This is a genomic window from Streptomyces scopuliridis (assembly GCF_042790125.1).
GTDB classification, from domain to species: Bacteria; Actinomycetota; Actinomycetes; order Streptomycetales; family Streptomycetaceae; genus Streptomyces; species Streptomyces scopuliridis_A.
Window position 1 is genome coordinate 43,159 of record NZ_JBHTZS010000002.1, and the last position, 17,091, is coordinate 60,249.

The window sequence follows — 17,091 nt, forward strand, 5'->3', positions numbered from 1 at the left end:
GAGATGACCAGGGGCGCCGACCGGCAGGATCACCAGATCCTTTCGCTTGGCATGGACCTGCTCATGATCCTCGGCTACGCTCCGGCTGGCACGCCTGAGAGCGCTCTCAGGTGCCTGCTGTTCCACCCCCACCACGCTGGAACACAGAAGGGCCACATCCCTTGAGACGTACGACAGTGATACGCACCGGTCTGTCCGCACTCCTCCTCCTCGGCACCTGGGCCGCCGCCGGGCTGGCGCCGGCCGCCGCGTCCCCCTCCTCCACCTCCGAAGCCCCGGCCTCCGCCGGTCTGCTCACCGCCATGCAGAAGGACCTTGGCCTGACGGCGAGTCAGGCCAAGGCGCGTCTGGCCGCGGAGAAGACAGCGACGGCGGTCGAGGGCAAGGCGAAGCGCGCGGCGGGAGCCTCGTACGGCGGCTCCTGGTTCAACCCGGACAGCGGCACGCTGACGGTCACGGTCACCAGTGCCCAGAAGGCCGAGGCCGTACGGGCGACGGGCGCGACCGTACAGCTCGTCAAGCACAGCGCGCGCCAGCTGGACGCGGCCAAGGAGCGGATCGACGCGCTCTCCGCGCCGGCCGGTGTCAGCAGCTGGCATGTAGACCCCAAGGCCAACCGCGTCGTGGTGAATGTCGTCGCGGCGCAGAAGAACGACAACGATGTCCGTGACTTCCTCGACCGCGCCCGCCAGGCCGGTCCCGTCACGGTCAAGGAGACCGCCCACGCTCCCCAGACGTTCGCCGCGGGCACCGTCGGCGGCGACCCGTACTACACGGGCAACGTCCGCTGTTCCATCGGCTTCTCCGTATACGGCGGCTTCGTCACGGCCGGCCACTGCGGCCAGGCGGGCGCCTCGGTGAGCGGCTGGGACGGCTCGTACATCGGCAACTTCCAGGGCTCGTCCTTCCCCGACAACGACTACGCGTGGGTGAACGTCGGCAGCGGCTGGTGGACCGTCCCGGTGGTCCTCGGCTGGGGCACCGTCTCCGACCAGCTGGTCCGCGGTTCCAACGAGGCCCCGATCGGTGCCTCGATCTGCCGCTCGGGCTCCACGACCCACTGGCGCTGCGGCAACCTCCTGGCCAAGAACGAGACCGTCAACTACAGCCAGGGCGCCGTCCACCAGATGACCAAGACCAGCGTCTGCGCCGAGGGCGGCGACTCGGGCGGCTCCTTCATCAGCGGCGACCAGGCCCAGGGCGTGACGTCGGGCGGCTGGGGCAACTGCAGCAGCGGCGGCGAGACCTGGTACCAGCCGATCAATGAGATCCTGGGCCGCTACGGCCTGACGCTCCACACAGCCTGACCGCCGACTCCGCCTGACCCACGGGCAGATCAGGCCCACGGGGAGATCGGCCCCATAGGGAGATCAGACCTTCGGGGCAGGCCGGCGCACCGGCTGACGAGGCCGGGGTACGGGGAGAGCGCGCAGTGGTACGGCGCGGTCGTCCCGTGCTCCCGGCCTCCGTCCTTCCCGCGCACCGAGCCCCCGCGCCCGCACATCCCGCTCCGCGTCACCGGCCGAGCAGGGCCGTCAGAGCACCCACCGGATCGGTGTCGGGGGTACCCCGGGGCCACCAGTCCTCTCGGTCCCGGTCCGACTCATAGCCGTACCAGAGCGCGTCGCGGCCGAACCGGAGCTGGAGGGACGGGGTGGAGAGGCGGTTGCGCCAGGGCCGGAAGTGGGGGAAGTCGGCGGCGGCCAGGGCGGGACGGGCACGGTCGAAGGGGCCCGCGGGCGGGTCCCAGGGCTCTTCCAGTACGGCCAGGCCCGCCAGGCCGCCCTGGCGCCAGGCGGCCACGGCGCGGGCCAGGTCGGTGGGGGTGCGGTCGAGCGCGGCGGCCAGGTCCCGGTAGAGGGCGCGGGTGGAGGCGGTCAGCCCGGAGCCGGGGTGGGCGGCGGCCAGCCGTACCGCGTCCTGCCAGGGGGTGAGGGCTCCGATGGGGTCGAGGCCGGTGGTCAGGAACGTATGGGCGCGGGCCGCCGCTTCGGTGGCGAGCAGGTCGAGGGCGAGCGGGTCGGGCGCGCCAGGGGTCTGCGGATACACGGGCGGGCGGCCCGGCTGCGCGGGCACGGGAAACGGCGGCGGAAGCACCGGGCGCGTACGGGCCGCGAGGGCGACGCGCGCCTCGACCGTGGGCATGGGCGGCGCGGCGGTGGTCCGTTCGGCCGCCGAGCGCGTGGCGTTGCGCCGGGTGAGATCGGCCAGCACCTCGTGCTCGCCACGGCCGCGCATCAGGAACAGGACGAACGGGTCCTCGTCGAGGAGCCGCGCCGTCTGGTAGCAGAGGGCGGCGGCGTGCTTGCACGGGTAACCGTCGTCCGGGCAGGAGCAGTCGGGGGTCAGATCGCCGCCGGTCGGGAGGAGATCCGCGGAGGCCGCGAGGGTGTGCGGCATGTCCTTGTCGAGCAGGGCGGCGATGTGGTCGGGGCGGGCAGCCGCCGCGTCGAGAAGATCCTCCCAGCCGGTCTCGTCGAGGGTACGGAGACGGATCTCCGTACGGTACGGGCGGGGCCGCGAACCGTGGACGTACGCCATGACCCGGCCGGGAGTGACGGTGATCGCGTCGACATGACCGCTGCCCGCGTAGGCACGGCCGCGCTGGAGACGGGCCGTGTCGAGCGCGGTGTCCTCCATGGATTCCACCCATGCGTTGCCCCACCAGGTGGTGGCGAAGTCGCCCGGCGCGCCCGGCCGCGGGGGCAGCGCCGGGAACGTACGCCGCCGGTCGTCACGCCGAGGGGCGGGGGCGCGGCGGGGGGTCATGACAGCCTCCGCAGGGACACCAGATCCGCGAGCTCCCGGTCGGTCAGCTCGGTCAGGGCCGCCTCGCCCGAGCCGAGGACCGCGTCGGCCAGCGCCCGCTTGGACGAGAGCATCTCGGCGATCCTGTCCTCGACCGTGCCCTCCGCGATCAGCCGGTGGACCTGTACGGGCTGGGTCTGGCCGATGCGGTACGCGCGGTCCGTGGCCTGTTCCTCCACGGCCGGGTTCCACCACCGGTCGAAGTGGATGACATGGCCGGCCCTGGTCAGATTGAGACCGGTGCCCGCCGCCTTCAGGGAGAGGACGAAGACCGGGACCTCGCCGGACTGGAACCGGTCCACCATGCGCTCGCGCTCGGCGACGGGCGTGCCGCCGTGCAGGAGCTGGGACGGGACGGCGCGCGCCGCGAGATGCGCGGAGAGCAGCCGCGCCATCGATACGTACTGGGTGAAGAGAAGGACCGAGCCGTCCTCCGCGAGGATCGTGTCGAGCAGTTCGTCGAGGAGGGCGAGCTTGCCGGAACGGCCGGTGAGCCGGGCCGTGTCCTCCTTCAGATACTGCGCGGGGTGGTTGCAGATCTGTTTGAGGGCGGTGAGCAGCTTCATGACGAGGCCGCGGCGGGCGATGCCCTCGGCCGCCTCGATGGCGGCCGTCGTCTCGCGGACGACCGCCTCGTAGAGCGATGCCTGTTCGCGGGTGAGCGCGACGGGGTGATCGCTCTCCGTCTTGGGCGGCAGCTCGGGCACGATCCCGGGATCGGACTTCCTGCGGCGCAACAGGAACGGCCGGACCAGCCGGGACAGCCGCTCCACCGCCTCCGCGTTGTCCGCGTCCTTGACGTCGGCGCTCTTCGCGTTCTCGACGTTCTCCACGATCCTGGCGTGGCGGGCACGGAACGCCTTGAGCGGGCCGAGCAGTCCGGGGGTGGTCCAGTCGAGCAGCGCCCACAGCTCGGACAGATTGTTCTCGACGGGCGTCCCGGTCAGCGCGACCCGGGCGGGCGCCGGGATCGTACGGAGCGCCTTGGCGGTCGACGAGAAGGGGTTCTTCACATGCTGGGCCTCATCGGCGACGACCATCCCCCAGCCGTGCGCGGCCAGCGCGTCGGCACTGCCGCGCATCGTGCCGTACGTGGTGAGCACGAACCCGCCCGGGACCCCGTCCCCCGAGAGACCTGCCAGGGTCCGTCCGGCGCCGTGGAAGCGGTGGACGGGGACGCCGGGCGCGAAGCGGGTGATCTCGCGCTGCCAGTTGCCCAGGAGGGAGGCGGGGCAGACGACGAGGGTGGGGGCGGTGCGGGCCCGGTGCAGATGGAGGGCGATGACCGTGACCGTCTTGCCGAGGCCCATGTCGTCCGCGAGACAGCCGCCGAGGCCGAGCGAGGTCATCAGATCCAGCCAGGCGAGACCGCGCAGTTGGTAGTCGCGCAGGGTGGCGTCGAGACCGGGCGGCTGGGCGATCGCGGCCGGGCCGGTGGTGAGACGGTCGCGCAGCGCGGCCAGCGCGCCGGTCGGGACCGCTTGCACCGTCTCGCCGTCCACCTCGGCGGTGCCGGTCAGGGCGACGGCGAGCGCGTCGACCGGCTCCAGCAGGCCCAGCTCCCGCTTGCGCGCCTTCCGTACGAGGGCCGGGTCGACGACCACCCACTGATCACGCAGCCGCACGATCGGCCGGTGCGATTCGGCGAGCGCGTCCATCTCCCGCTCGCTGAGGGGATCGCCGTCGAGCGCCAACTGCCAGTTGAACTTGAGCAGTTCCGCGCTGTCGAAGAACGGCGTGCCGTCCGTGGCCGAGCCCGGCGCGGGGCGGACGACCGCGGCGGCGGTGAGCGTACGGGCCAGCTCCCTCGGCCAGTGGACGGCGACCCCGGCGGCGGCGAGGCGGGCCGCCCCAGGACCGAGCAGTTCGTACAACTCGTCCTCGGAGAGCGGCAGCGCGTCGGGGACGTCCCGCTCCAGCAGCCGGGCGAGCGGGGTCCAGACCCGGGCCGCACGGCGCAGGGCGAGCAGCGCGTCGATCCGGGCGCGCGGGCCGAAGCTCTCGTCGCCCTGACCCGCCCAGAGCCCCGAGGCGTCGATGACCAGGGTCGGGTCGGCCAGGCTGTGGATCTGGACGAGCGCGGCCCCGGCACGCCGGGTGACCCGCGCGTCCTCGGCGCCGGGCCCGAGGTCCGCGCCCGGGGAAGCGGCCGGGTCCGTCTCCGCCTGGTCGAAGAGGTCGTACGCGGAGAGGTCGAGGCGCAGCGAGACCCGTACCCCCGCGTCCATCCCGGCCGCCGCCTCCGCGGCCCAGGTCCGGGCGCCCGGCAGATGCTGCGCCTCCCGGGCGGCGAACGGCGCACCCGCCGCGTAGGCGGCGGCGGGCGTACGCGGCAGGGAATCCGCGACCGCGTCGAGGAACGCCCGTACCAGCGCTTCCGGATCGGGCAGCTGGAGCGGGCTCAGATCCGGGACCGGTACGGCGTGGGCCTCCGGGGGCATGGCCGCGGCGATGGCTCTCAACTGCGCGATGTCGTCGGCGTCGAGCGGGCCGGCGCGCCAGGCGTCGTGGTCGGACGCGGTGAGACCGGGCAGCAGCCTGCCGCGCCCGGCCAGTTGGAGTGCGTGCAGCGAGGCGGCGCCCCAGCAGGCGGCGGCGGGATGCGCGGCCCTGTCGCGCCGGGCGCGGACCAGCAGCGGGATCGCGTCGGCCACGGACAGCAGCACGGCGGGGACGGTGCGCGTATGGACGTCGTCGCCACCGTCGTGGACTCCGCCCCCGCCGTCGCCACCGTCCCCGCCGCCCCCGCCGTCGCCACCTTCCCCGCCGTCGCCCCGACGCCGGACGACCGTCAGCTCCCCCGGCCCGAGCCCGGACGCGCCCGGACCGCCCGACGCGAGCGGCGCCGTACCGGCTGCGCCGAAGGCACCGGCCGGCAGCTCCCCGTCCGGGGACCAGAAGGCGACCCGCCCCTCGCGCGGCAGACCTGCGGGCAGGAAAACGGCGGCGCAGCGGGCCAGGGCCGCCGTCGCGGCATGCGCGGACGGAGCGGTGGGGGTATGCACGGAATGCACGGATTGCGCCACGGTCACCGACTCCCTCCCAGCCCGGGGTCATCTCGCAGGATCTGATTCCTCTGCGAGTCTAGGCCGGGGGTCTGACAGTCGATCTCGATACGCCGTTTCCGCAGCTCAGCGGGTGCCGGAGGCGGACAGCACAGAGGACGACCCCGCAGTGCTCGACCGCGGGATCGTCCGGCCTCAGACGGGCTGCGCGTCCTGCCGCTTCTGCGGCTCCTCGTCCAGCGGCGGTGCCGGCTCGTCCAGCGGCGACGCCGACGTGGGTACGGACGACACCTTGGGCCGCGCCGTGAGGTCAGGTGCGCCGGGTTCGACGGCGGTCGCCCCCGGCGCGACGGCGGGTGCGGGTGCGGGAGCGGCGGCGGGCTCATCGGCGGGGGGCGACGGGGCCGCCTCCACGGCTTCCGAGACCGCCCGCACGGCCTGTACCGCCTCGGCCGGTGTGGCACGTTCGAGGAAGCGGAGCAGTTCGACGGGGAAGGGCAGGACGAGTGTCGAGTTCTTCTCGGCCGCGACCGCCACGACCGTCTGCAACAGCCGCAGCTGAAGCGCGGCGGGCTGGCCGGACATCTGCTTGGCCGCCTCGGCGAGCTTCTTCGACGCCTGGAGCTCCGCGTCCGCGTTGATCACCCGGGCACGGCGCTCACGGTCGGCCTCCGCCTGGCGCGCCATCGACCGCTTCATGGTCTCCGGCAGCGAGACGTCCTTGATCTCGACGCGGTCGATCTGCACGCCCCAGCCGACCGACGGGCTGTCGATCATCAGCTCCAGGCCCTGATTGAGCTTCTCCCGGTTGGACAGCAGATCGTCCAGATCGCTCTTGCCGATGATCGACCGCAGAGACGTCTGCGCCATCTGCGACACCGCGAACCGGTAGTCCTCGACCCGGACCAGCGCGTCCGCCGCGTCGACCACCTTGAAATAGATCACGGCGTCCACGCGCACGGTCACGTTGTCCCGCGTGATGCCGTCCTGGGCGGGCACCGGCATCGTCACGATCTGCATATTGACTTTGTGCAGCTTGTCCACGAACGGAACGATCGTCGTGAATCCGGGTCCCCGGATCGCCTCCTGCAGCTGGCCGAGGCGGAAGACGACGCCCCGTTCGTACTGCCTGATGACCCGCGCGGCCGCCATCGCGTACAGCCCGCACGCGCATACCGCCGCTATGACAGCAATGACCAGTTCCTCGACCATCTTGGGCCCCCTGACGACGCCGGACGAGGTGCTAATAACCACGGTATGCCTTGTATGACCGGTGGTCGAGAAGCGTGCGGCACGGAGATACCGGTCCGTAGGCCCGGGCCCGCATAGCCCGCCCGGCCGCACATCGGGTGCCGCCGTCCCGGGGATCCGGCAGTGTGACCAGCAGGCTCACCCCCCACCACCACACGGAAACCACACCGGATCCCACAGACGAGGACCCGCTCATGTCCGTGACCCATCACCGGCGCCTCGGCATCGCTGCCGGGGCCGCGTTCCTGACCGTCGCCCTCGCCGGCTGCTCCGGCCTCGGCCGGACCGCGGTGGGGACCGTTACATACGACACCCCGCGCGGCCGGCACATCCAGGTCTCCAACCCCTTGGTCACGGGCTGCCACCGCCTCGCGCCCGGCGGCGCCGTCTCGCTCGCGAACCGCACGCTGGTGGACTTCGTGATGTACGGGACGCCCGACTGCACGGGCAAGGGCACGACGTACATCGCCACCACGCTGTCCGATGTGATCGCCCCCGGCGAAGGGCCGTGGCGCAGCTACACCATCGTCCACTGACCCGGGCGCCGCCCCGCCCCCGCAGCGGTCACATACAAGGGTCAAAAGCCGCGATCGCGGGTAGGGGCCTGGTGGTGCGTATGGGAGGTGGATGAGTCATGCGCACCGGAAGTGAGCCGGTCACCGCGCGCAGTCCGCTGCGGATGCGGTTCTGGCTGAGCGTATGGGGCCTGATCTGGACCGCCTTCGGTACGACGGCGTTCGCGATCGCCGGGCGCTTCGGGTGGGCACTCGCCTGCGGCGTGCTGCTGCTGATCGTCGCCACGGATCTGGTCCTGGTGCTGCGCCACCTCCGGCAGGGGTCGCGCTATCAGCCGGGGCGGGACGTCCCGCCGTACGAGCCGGGGCGCCATGGCTCGGATCCGGATCGCGAGCGGAGTCTCGACCATGATCTCGGCAGCCGTGTACGCGAGTGGATGCGCGAGCCGGACCCCGCGCAGCGCGGTGGCCGTACCCGGCACCACAGCGCGCACGGACAGGGACGATGACCGTACAGCCCGTGCCGCCCGTGCCGCCCGTACCGTCAGCGTCAGCCGTCAGCCGTCGGCGCGCCGGTCCGCGTCGAACTGGGCCGCCTTCACATACTCCGGCTTGGGATCCAGCGCCGCCGCCAGCCTGAAGTGGCGTTTCGCCTGCTCGGGCCGTCCTGAGCGCTCATAGGTGCGGGCCAGCGCGAAATGGGCGAACGCGTTGTCCGGCTCCCGCTCCAGCACCAGCTCGAATTCGAGCTCGGCGGGCCGCAGTTGGGCGGCGGCGAAGAACGCGCGGGCGCGCAGCAGCCGGGCCGCGGTGTTCTCCGGATGGGCCGCGATCACCGAGTCGAGCAGCTTCACGGCCCCGCGCGGATCACGCGCGGCCAGAAGTTGCTCCGCCGCGCGATAGTCGATGACGTGGGTTTCCGGACTCTCGGGCACGGTCGCATCCTTCCCTAGCTGCGCGCGTTCAACGCCGCGTATGGCGACGCTATTCCTCACATCGGCCCGCCCCGGCTGTCAGCTCGCGGTCGCAGCGCGGTCCCTCAGCGTCTGCCATACGCGTCTGACCTGCGGTTCCAGCTGCTCCAGCGGACCGTCGTTGTCGATCACGACATCCGCGGCGGCGCGGCGCCGCTCACGGGTGGCCTGGGCCGCCATGCGCTTACGGGCCTCGGATTCGGCCATTCCCCGCAGCCGCACGAGCCGGTCGAGCTGGGTCTCCGGCGCGGCGTCCACGACGATGACCAGGTCGTACAGCGCCTCCATGCCGTTCTCGACGAGCAGCGGCACATCGTGCACCACGATCGAGTCCGGCCCCGCCGCCGTCTCCAGTTCGGCCGAGCGTGCGCGGACCAGCGGGTGCACGATCGCGTTCAGCGCCCGCAGCCGGTCCGGATCGCCGAAGACGATCGCGCCGAGTCGCGGCCGGTCGAGACCGCCGTCCGGAGCCAGTACCTCCGGTCCGAATTCGGCCACCACGGCCGCCAGACCGGGCGTCCCCGGCTCGACCACTTCGCGCGCGATCCGGTCGGAGTCGATCAGCACCGCTCCGTAACTGGTCAGCAGGCGCGAGACTTCGCTCTTTCCCGCGCCGATTCCGCCCGTGAGTCCCAACCTCAGCATGCGGTCAGCCTAAACGGGAGGCGCCTGGACGGGACGAGCGCCTCAACGACGGGGCCCCCCAACAGCGAGCGGCCGTACGGCTCCCGAGGGAGTCCGTACGGCCGCCGCTCCTGACTCAGGCCGGCCGAGCATCCGGCCGGGGCCGGGTCACGCGCCGCCCTCGCCTTCCCGTTCCGCGAGGAACTTCTCGAACTCGCGGCCGATCTCATCGGCGGACGGCAGTTCCGCCGGCTCGGCCACCAGACTGCCGCGGGTCTCCGCGCCCGCGATCGCGTCGTACTGGTGCTCAAGCCCCCGCACCATCGTGACCAGTTCTTCGTCCCCCTCGCCGAGCTGCCGCTCGATCTCGGTCTGGGTGCGCTGTGCCTCGGTACGGAGCGAGTGCGCGACGCTCGGCAGCACCAGGCCGGTCGCGGCCGTGATCGCCTCCAGGGCGGTGAGCGCCGCGTCGGGGTACGAGGACCTGGCGACATAGTGCGGTACGTGCGCGGCGACGCCGAGTACGTCGTGGTCCGCCTGCATCAGCCGGTACTCCACCAGCGACTCGGCGCTGCCCGGGACCTGCGCCTCGTCGAAGGGGCTGCGGTGGCCGGGCATGAGGTCGGTGCGGTTGCCGTGCGGGGTGACCCCCACGGGGCGGGTATGCGGAACACCCATCGGAATGCCATGGAAGTTGACCGAAAGACGTACCCCGAGGCGCTCCACGATCTGCCGTACGGCTGTCGCGAAACGCTCCCACTCCACATCCGGCTCGGGGCCGGACAGCAGCAGGAACGGCGCGCCGGTGGCGTCCTGTACGAGCCGTACGTCGAGCGTCGGCGTCTCGTAGTCGGCCCAGCGGTCACGCCGGAAGGTCAGCAGCGGGCGCCGTGCGCGGTAGTCGACCAGCCTGTCGTGGTCGAAACGGGCCACCACCTGGTGGGGCAGCGACTCCAGCAGGTTCTCGACGATCTGGTCGCCGGTCTCCCCCGCGTCGATATAGCCGTCGAAGTGGTACAGCATGACCAAGCCCGCCGACTCCTGCGCCAGTGCCATGTCGACGACGGCGAGGCCCTTGGGCTCCCATTCGTACAAACCCTGCGGATCAAGCACGATTACCGCTCCTCCTCGTGTTCGTAACGAAGAACGCCCCACAGGGCGCGGGCATTCCCCGCACTCCATGGGACTAACCCCGCGATCGGGACCGAACTGACCGGTCTGGTCCAGACCTTGACACGCCCAGGGCGCCTCCCTACCGTCACGGGGCAGCAGCCAGTTCATGGACGCAACCATCGTCCATATAAGAGAACAGAGTCGCCACACCTCGGACCTCAACGTCCTCAACGGGAAGGCTCCCCCCCATGCGCATCCGCACGCCGCTTCCTGCCCTGCTGACCCCTCTGCTCGCCATCGGCGCGCTGTCCCTGTTCGCCGCCCCGACGGCCGGGGCCGCGCCCACCGGCGCCGCCGCGGTCATCCAGGTCTCGACCGCCGCCCAGCTCAAGTCGGCCCTCACCGCGGCACGTCCCGGCGATACGATCCAGCTCGCCAACGGCACGTACACAGGGAACTTCAAGGCGACGACGCCCGGTACGGCCGGCTCCCGCATCACCCTCACCGGTTCGTCCGCCGCGATCCTCACCACCGGCGGCGGGGGCTACGGCCTGCACCTCAACGGGGCCGCGTACTGGACCGTCAAGGGCCTCACCATCACCAACGCCCAGAAGGGCATCGTGGCGGACGGGGCCAACGGGGTCGTCATCGACTCCGTGACCGTGCACCACCTCGACATGGAGGGCGTGCACTTCCGCCAGTCCAGCAGCGACGGCGTCCTGAAGAACTCACGGATCTACGACACCGGCAACGACGGCCGGGGCATGGGCGAGGGCGTCTACGTCGGCAGCGCCAACACACTGTCCGACCGCAGCGACAACGCGCAGATCCTCGGCAACACCATCGGCCCGGACGTCGGCGGCGAGAACATCGACATCAAGGAAGGCACCACCGGCGCGCGCGTCATCGGCAACACCTTCGACGGCAGCGGCCTCACCGGCGCCAACTACGACGACTCCTGGGTGGACGTCAAGGGCAACAACGTCCTCGTCGAGGGCAACACCGGCAAGAACACCACCAACAACGGCTACGAGACCCACACCCAGCAGAGCGGCTGGGGCTGCGGCACGGTCTTCCGCGACAACACCTCGGATCTGCGCGGCTCCACGGGCACCAACCAGCTCGCCATCAATGTCACCAACGACAGCGCGAGCTGCCGTACCACCGTCTACGGCAGCAATACCGTGACCGGCGGCAAGGGCCTGACGAACATCACCGTCACCCCCTGACCCGCCGCCCCGCCGCGCGATCGGCAGGGGATCGGCGGGTGATCCGCGAGAGAGATCCGCGCACGCGTGAGGCCCGCTCCCCCGAGGGGGAACGGGCCTCACGTTCAGCTACCTACGAAGCACCTGCGAACGGGACCGGAGCGTCAGCTCTGGCCACCGGCCAGCTTCTCGCGCAGGGCGGCCAGTGCCTCGTCCGACGCCAGGGCGCCGGAGTTGTCCGCGGACTCCGAGGAGTACGAGCCGCCACCGGAGGCGGCCGGAGCGCTGCCCCCGCCGGCGGGCGCGGCAGCACCCTCGGCAGCGGCGGCCTCGTCGGCCTCGCGGGACTTGATGACCTGGGCCTGGTGCTGCTCGAAGCGCTGCTGCGCCTCGGCGTACTGGCCCTCCCACGCCTCGCGCTGGGTCTCGAAGCCCTCGAGCCAGTCGTTGGTCTCGGGGTCGAAGCCCTCGGGGTAGATGTAGTTGCCCTGGTCGTCGTAGGACGCGGCCATGCCGTAGAGCGTCGGGTCGAACTCGACCGAGGCCGGGTCGCTGCCGAAGGACTCGTTGGCCTGCTTCAGCGAGAGGCTGATGCGGCGGCGCTCCAGGTCGATGTCGATGACCTTGACGAAGATCTCGTCGTTGACCTGGACGACCTGCTCCGGGATCTCCACGTGGCGCTCGGCCAGCTCGGAGATGTGCACCAGACCCTCGATGCCCTCGTCGACGCGGACGAACGCGCCGAACGGAACGAGCTTGGTGACCTTGCCCGGGACGACCTGACCGATCTGGTGCGTCCTGGCGAACTGCTGCCACGGGTCTTCCTGCGTCGCCTTGAGCGACAGGGAGACACGCTCGCGGTCCATGTCCACGTCGAGAACCTCGACGGTGACCTCCTGGCCGACCTCGACAACCTCGGAGGGGTGGTCGATGTGCTTCCAGGACAGCTCGGAGACGTGCACGAGACCGTCGACGCCGCCGAGGTCCACGAACGCACCGAAGTTGACGATCGAGGAAACGACGCCGGAGCGGACCTGGCCCTTCTGCAGGGTCGTGAGGAAGGTCTGGCGGACCTCGCTCTGGGTCTGCTCCAGCCAGGCACGGCGGGACAGGACCACGTTGTTGCGGTTCTTGTCCAGCTCGATGATCTTGGCTTCGAGCTCCTTGCCCACGTAGGGCTGGAGGTCACGGACGCGGCGCATCTCGACGAGGGAGGCCGGCAGGAAGCCACGGAGGCCGATGTCGAGGATGAGACCACCCTTGACGACCTCGATGACGGTGCCGGTGACGATGCCGTCCTCTTCCTTGATCTTCTCGATCGTGCCCCAGGCGCGCTCGTACTGCGCACGCTTCTTGGACAGGATGAGACGGCCTTCCTTGTCCTCCTTCTGGAGAACCAGGGCCTCGATCTCATCGCCCACGGCGACGACCTCGTTGGGGTCGACGTCGTGCTTGATCGAAAGCTCGCGGGAGGGGATGACGCCTTCGGTCTTGTAACCGATGTCGAGCAGGACCTCGTCCCGGTCGACCTTCACGATGACGCCGTCGACGATGTCGCCGTCGTTGAAGTACTTGATCGTCTCGTCGATCGCGGCGAGGAAGGCTTCCTCGTTACCGATGTCGTTGACCGCAACCTGCGGGGTGGTGGCGGTGGTCTCGGTGCTGCTCGTCATGTGGGAAAGGGCTCCGGTGCGGACAGTGAGTCGTAGGTACTGCTACGCCGAGAGCCTGTATCGCCTCTGCAGAAGCCGGACAGCCAAGGAAGCGCCGGCCCCGGACAATAGGGAAAGCGCCTCGACAACCGAGGGAACATACAGATGCGAGCGCGGCTGCTACGTCTGAGGCGCGCAAGCCCGCAGCGCAACCTTTAGCATACGGGGGCAGCCGGGCACGGTCAATGCGCGAACGCCCCCACCGGGGGCGGAACCTCACATACCCGGCACAACCAACGTTCCATGAGGCCAGAACGGCCCCATGACGACTCCTCGCACACTACGACGACGGACACGATGATCCAAGAGCACGAACCCGAAACCGTTCGCGAAACCGCTTGCGGAACCGTTCTCGACGCCGAGCCCGCCGGGACCGCCGACGGGACCGAGACGGAGCCGGAGGCGACACGCCGGGACAGCGGCGCCGCGGAGAGCAGCCGGGCCAACCGCGGCTGGTGGGACCGGAACGCGGACGACTACCAGATCGAGCACGGCACCTTCCTCGGCGACGACCGTTTCGTCTGGTGCCCGGAGGGGCTCGACGAGGTGGAGGCCGGTCTGCTGGGCCCCCAGGAGTCCCTGCGGGGGCTGGACATCCTGGAGATCGGGGCGGGCGCGGCGCAGTGCTCGCGCTGGCTGGCGGCGCAGGGCGCGCGTCCGGTGGCGCTGGATCTCTCCCACCGCCAGCTCCAGCACGCGCTGCGGATCGGCGAGGGCCGTTCGCTGGGCTTCCCGCTGGTGGAGGCGGACGCGGGTGCGCTGCCCTTCCGGGACGGCTCCTTCGACCTGGCCTGCTCCGCCTATGGCGCGATCCCCTTCGTCGCCGACCCGGCGGCGGTGTTCCGCGAGGTACGGCGTGTACTGCGGCCTGGCGGGCGCTGGGTCTTCTCCGTCACGCACCCGGTCCGCTGGGCGTTCCCCGACGAGCCGGGACCCGAGGGCCTGTCGGTCGCGGCCTCGTACTTCGACCGCACGCCGTACGTGGAGCAGGACGAGGAGGGCCGCGCGGTCTATGTGGAGCACCACAGGACGGTGGGTGACCGGGTACGGGACGTGGTGGGCGCCGGATTCCGGCTGATCGATCTGGTGGAGCCGGAGTGGCCGGCCTGGAACACCCAGGAGTGGGGCGGCTGGTCCCCGCTGCGGGGGAACCTGATCCCGGGCACGGCGATCTTCGTCTGCGTACGGGACTGAGCGCCGCGTACGGGACCGATCCGCGTACGGGACTGAGCGGGGCCGCGGCAGGGGCCGGGGCGTTCGGTCGTCCGCGCGTACGGCCCCGTCGTCCGCGCGTACGGCCCCGTACGACACTGTGCGGGTGATCCGCGACGACATCCTCGGCACTCTGCCCGTACACACCGCCGTCCCCGCCCTGGAGCGGGCCCTCGACGCGCACGGGTGCGCGGTGCTGTGCGCGCCGCCCGGGACGGGCAAGACCACGCTGGTGCCGCTGGTGCTGGCCGGGCTGCTCGGGGACGGCTCCGTGCCGCGGCCGGTACGGCGGGTGATCGTCGCCGAGCCGCGCAGGATCGCCGCGCGTGCGGCGGCCCGCCGGATGGCCTGGCTGCTCGGGGAGCGGGTCGGGGAGCGCGTCGGTTTCACCGTGCGCGGGGAGCGCGCGGTGGGGCGCGCGACGGTGGTGGAGGTGGTGACCACCGGGGTGCTGCTCCAGCGGCTCCAGCGCGACCAGGAGCTGGCCGGGGTCGATGTGGTGATCCTCGACGAGTGCCATGAGCGGCATCTGGACGCGGACACGGTGGCGGCGTTCCTGCTGGACGTACGGGCCGCGCTGCGGCCGGAGCTGCGGCTCGTCGCGGCGTCGGCGACCACCGACGCGGCCGGGTGGGCGCGGCTGCTCGGGGACGCGCCGGTGGTGGAGGCGCGGGGCGTGTCGCATCCGGTGGAGGTGGTCTGGGCGCCGCCCGTCACGCCCGTACGGCCGCCGCACGGGATGCGGGTCGATCCGGCGCTGCTCGCGCATGTCGCGTCGGTGGTGCGGCGGGCGCTGGCCGAGCGGGACGGCGATGTGCTCTGTTTCCTGCCCGGCGTGGGGGAGATCGGCCGGGTGGCGGGGCTGCTGGGGGATGCCGGGGCCGAGGTCCTTCAGGTGCACGGGCGGGCGCCGGCGGATGTGCAGGACGCGGTCCTGGCGGGGTCGGCGGCTTCTGCGGGCTCGTCGGGCGGGCGTCGCGTCGTACTGGCCACGGCGGTGGCCGAGTCGAGCCTGACGGTGCCGGGCGTACGGGTCGTCGTGGACGCGGGGCTGGCGCGCGAGCCGCGGACCGACCACGCGCGGGGGCTGAGCGCGCTGACGACCGTGCGGGTGTCGCAGGCGGGCGCGCGGCAGCGGGCGGGCCGGGCCGGGCGTGAGGCGCCCGGCGTGGTCTACCGCTGCTGGACGGAGGCCGAGGACACCCGGCTGGCCCGCTTCCCCTCCCCCGAGATCAAGGTCGCGGATCTGGCGGCGTTCGCGCTCCAGGCCGCGTGCTGGGGCGACCCGTCCGCGGCGGGCCTCGCGCTGCTGGACCCACCGCCGGCCGGGGCGCTGGCGGCGGCGCGGTCCGTACTGACCGCGATCGGCGCGGTGGAGCCGGTGGAAGGGGACGGGAGCGGGGACCGGGGCGGGCGGGTCACGGACCGGGGCGTACGGATGGCCAGGCTCGGGCTGCACCCCCGGCTGGCGCGCGCCCTGCTGGACGGGGCGCCCGAGGTGGGCACGCGGCGCGCGGCCGAGGTGGTGGCCCTGCTGAGCGAGGAGCCGCCGCGGTCGTACGGGGACGATCTCGCGGCGGCGTGGCGTACGGCCCGCCGGGGCGAGGACGGTTACGCGGCGCGCTGGCGCCAGGAGGTACGGCGGCTGGAGCGGGCTCCGGAACTGGTCTCGTCCGCCGGAAGCCGGGGTTCCGGGTCCGATGACGCCGTCGCCGGGCTGATCGCCGCGCTCGCCTTTCCCGAGCGCGTGGCGCGGGCCCGCGGTGAGGGCGCCTGTCTCATGGTGTCGGGCACCGGCGGCGAGCTGGGCGCGGGCTCCCGGCTGCGCGGCGCGCCCTGGCTCGCGGTGGCGGTCGCGGATCGTCCCGCCACGGCGGCCTCCGCGCGGGTACGGCTCGCCGCGGTCATCGACGAGGACACCGCGCGCCTCGCGGCCGGCCGGCTGCTGGTGGCGGGCGAGGAGGTGCGCTGGGAGGACGGCGATGTGGTCGCCCGGGAGGTGGAGCGGCTCGGCGCGGTCGAGCTGTCCGTACGCGCCCTGCGCGCGCCGGACGCGCGGCTGGTGCGTGCGGCGCTGCTGGACGGCCTGCGTCGCGAAGGGCTCGGGTTGCTGCGCTGGACCCGCGAGGCGCGGCAGCTGCGCGACCGACTGGGCTTCCTGCACCGGGAGTTGGGCGGCGGCTGGCCCGATGTCTCGGACGCCGCGCTGCTGGCACGCGCGGACGCGTGGCTGGAGCCGGAGCTGTCCAGGGCCCGGCGCCGGTCGGATCTCGGCCGGCTGGACGCGGGACAGGCGCTGCGCCGGCTGCTGCCCTGGACGACGGGCGAGGCGGCGCGGCTGGACGAGCTGGCGCCGGAGCGGATCGAGGTGCCGAGCGGTTCGCGGGTACGGGTGGAGTACGGCGGGCCGCAGCCCGTACTGGCCGTGAAGCTGCAGGAGTTGTTCGGTCTGGGCGAGACGCCTCGGGTCGCGGGGGTGCCGGTGCTGGTGCATCTGCTGTCCCCGGCAGGCCGGCCGGCGGCGGTGACGGCCGATCTTGCGTCCTTCTGGCGTGAGGGCTATCGCGCCGTACGGGCGGAGCTGCGGGGCCGCTACCCGCGTCATCCCTGGCCGGAGGACCCCTCGACGGCGGTGCCCACGCGCCGTCTGAACCAGCGGCGTTGAGCGC

12 protein-coding genes and 1 pseudogene are annotated in these 17,091 nt (G+C 72.2%); 6 read left to right on the forward strand and 7 right to left on the reverse strand.

Annotation, left to right across the window (positions count from 1 at the left end; genetic code table 11):
• Positions 1 to 176 precede the first annotated feature (176 nt).
• Positions 177 to 1,307, forward strand: a complete 1,131-nt coding sequence (locus ACFRKB_RS02455) for a S1 family peptidase (RefSeq protein WP_383103253.1) — start codon at positions 177 to 179, stop codon at positions 1,305 to 1,307.
• Between the two features lie 208 nt (positions 1,308 to 1,515).
• Here the strand turns inward: ACFRKB_RS02455 and ACFRKB_RS02460 are convergent, their stop codons facing one another.
• From ACFRKB_RS02460 to ACFRKB_RS02470, 3 genes are all read right to left on the reverse strand, one after another.
• Positions 1,516 to 2,769 carry an SWIM zinc finger family protein gene (locus ACFRKB_RS02460; RefSeq protein ID WP_383102621.1) on the reverse strand — a complete coding sequence of 418 codons (1,254 nt, stop codon included), beginning with the start codon at positions 2,767 to 2,769 and terminating at the stop codon, positions 1,516 to 1,518.
• A complete protein-coding gene (locus tag ACFRKB_RS02465; RefSeq protein ID WP_383102622.1) occupies positions 2,766 to 5,813 on the reverse strand; it encodes a DEAD/DEAH box helicase in 3,048 nt (1,015 codons plus the stop codon). The genes ACFRKB_RS02460 and ACFRKB_RS02465 overlap by 4 nt, the downstream gene beginning before the upstream one ends.
• Before the next feature lie 195 nt (positions 5,814 to 6,008).
• Positions 6,009 to 7,025 carry a slipin family protein gene (locus tag ACFRKB_RS02470; protein ID WP_383103255.1) on the reverse strand — a complete coding sequence of 339 codons (1,017 nt, stop codon included), beginning with the start codon at positions 7,023 to 7,025 and terminating at the stop codon, positions 6,009 to 6,011.
• A 233-nt stretch (positions 7,026 to 7,258) separates the two neighbouring features.
• Here ACFRKB_RS02470 and ACFRKB_RS02475 point away from each other — a divergent pair, with 233 nt between their 5' ends.
• Together ACFRKB_RS02475 and ACFRKB_RS02480 are read left to right on the forward strand one after the other, a co-directional pair.
• Complete coding sequence (locus ACFRKB_RS02475; protein ID WP_383102624.1) at positions 7,259 to 7,600, forward strand: hypothetical protein; 342 nt, start codon at positions 7,259 to 7,261, stop codon at positions 7,598 to 7,600.
• Positions 7,601 to 7,698: 98 nt separating this feature from the next.
• Positions 7,699 to 7,953, forward strand: a pseudogene (locus tag ACFRKB_RS02480) (DUF6343 family protein); the annotation flags it as partial.
• 183 nt (positions 7,954 to 8,136) lie between these two features.
• Here the strand turns inward: ACFRKB_RS02480 and ACFRKB_RS02485 are convergent.
• The 3 genes from ACFRKB_RS02485 to ACFRKB_RS02495 all read right to left on the reverse strand — a co-directional run bounded on the left by ACFRKB_RS02485 (position 8,137) and on the right by ACFRKB_RS02495 (position 10,290).
• Positions 8,137 to 8,514 (reverse strand): tetratricopeptide repeat protein, encoded by a 378-nt coding sequence (locus tag ACFRKB_RS02485; RefSeq protein ID WP_383102626.1) that lies wholly within the window; start codon positions 8,512 to 8,514, stop codon positions 8,137 to 8,139.
• 78 nt (positions 8,515 to 8,592) lie between these two features.
• Positions 8,593 to 9,198: a dephospho-CoA kinase gene (coaE, locus tag ACFRKB_RS02490; protein ID WP_383102628.1), complete on the reverse strand. Its 606-nt coding sequence runs from the start codon at positions 9,196 to 9,198 to the stop codon at positions 8,593 to 8,595.
• A 147-nt stretch (positions 9,199 to 9,345) separates the two neighbouring features.
• Complete coding sequence (locus tag ACFRKB_RS02495) at positions 9,346 to 10,290, reverse strand: PAC2 family protein (RefSeq protein WP_383102630.1); 945 nt, start codon at positions 10,288 to 10,290, stop codon at positions 9,346 to 9,348.
• 248 nt (positions 10,291 to 10,538) lie between these two features.
• Between ACFRKB_RS02495 and ACFRKB_RS02500 the strand changes: the two genes are divergently transcribed.
• Positions 10,539 to 11,519, forward strand: a complete 981-nt coding sequence (locus ACFRKB_RS02500; RefSeq protein ID WP_383102632.1) for a right-handed parallel beta-helix repeat-containing protein — start codon at positions 10,539 to 10,541, stop codon at positions 11,517 to 11,519.
• Positions 11,520 to 11,662: 143 nt separating this feature from the next.
• Here ACFRKB_RS02500 and rpsA read toward each other — a convergent pair whose 3' ends face one another.
• On the reverse strand, positions 11,663 to 13,171 hold the full coding sequence (gene rpsA / locus ACFRKB_RS02505; RefSeq protein WP_030353622.1) for a 30S ribosomal protein S1: 1,509 nt from the start codon (positions 13,169 to 13,171) through the stop codon (positions 11,663 to 11,665).
• Between the two features lie 336 nt (positions 13,172 to 13,507).
• On the opposite strand from rpsA, the gene ACFRKB_RS02510 reads away from it, so the two are divergent.
• Both ACFRKB_RS02510 and hrpB read left to right on the forward strand, forming a co-directional pair.
• A complete protein-coding gene (locus ACFRKB_RS02510) occupies positions 13,508 to 14,404 on the forward strand; it encodes a class I SAM-dependent methyltransferase (RefSeq protein WP_383102634.1) in 897 nt (298 codons plus the stop codon).
• A 124-nt stretch (positions 14,405 to 14,528) separates the two neighbouring features.
• Positions 14,529 to 17,087, forward strand: a complete 2,559-nt coding sequence (hrpB, locus tag ACFRKB_RS02515) for an ATP-dependent helicase HrpB (protein ID WP_383102635.1) — start codon at positions 14,529 to 14,531, stop codon at positions 17,085 to 17,087.
• Positions 17,088 to 17,091 lie beyond the last annotated feature (4 nt).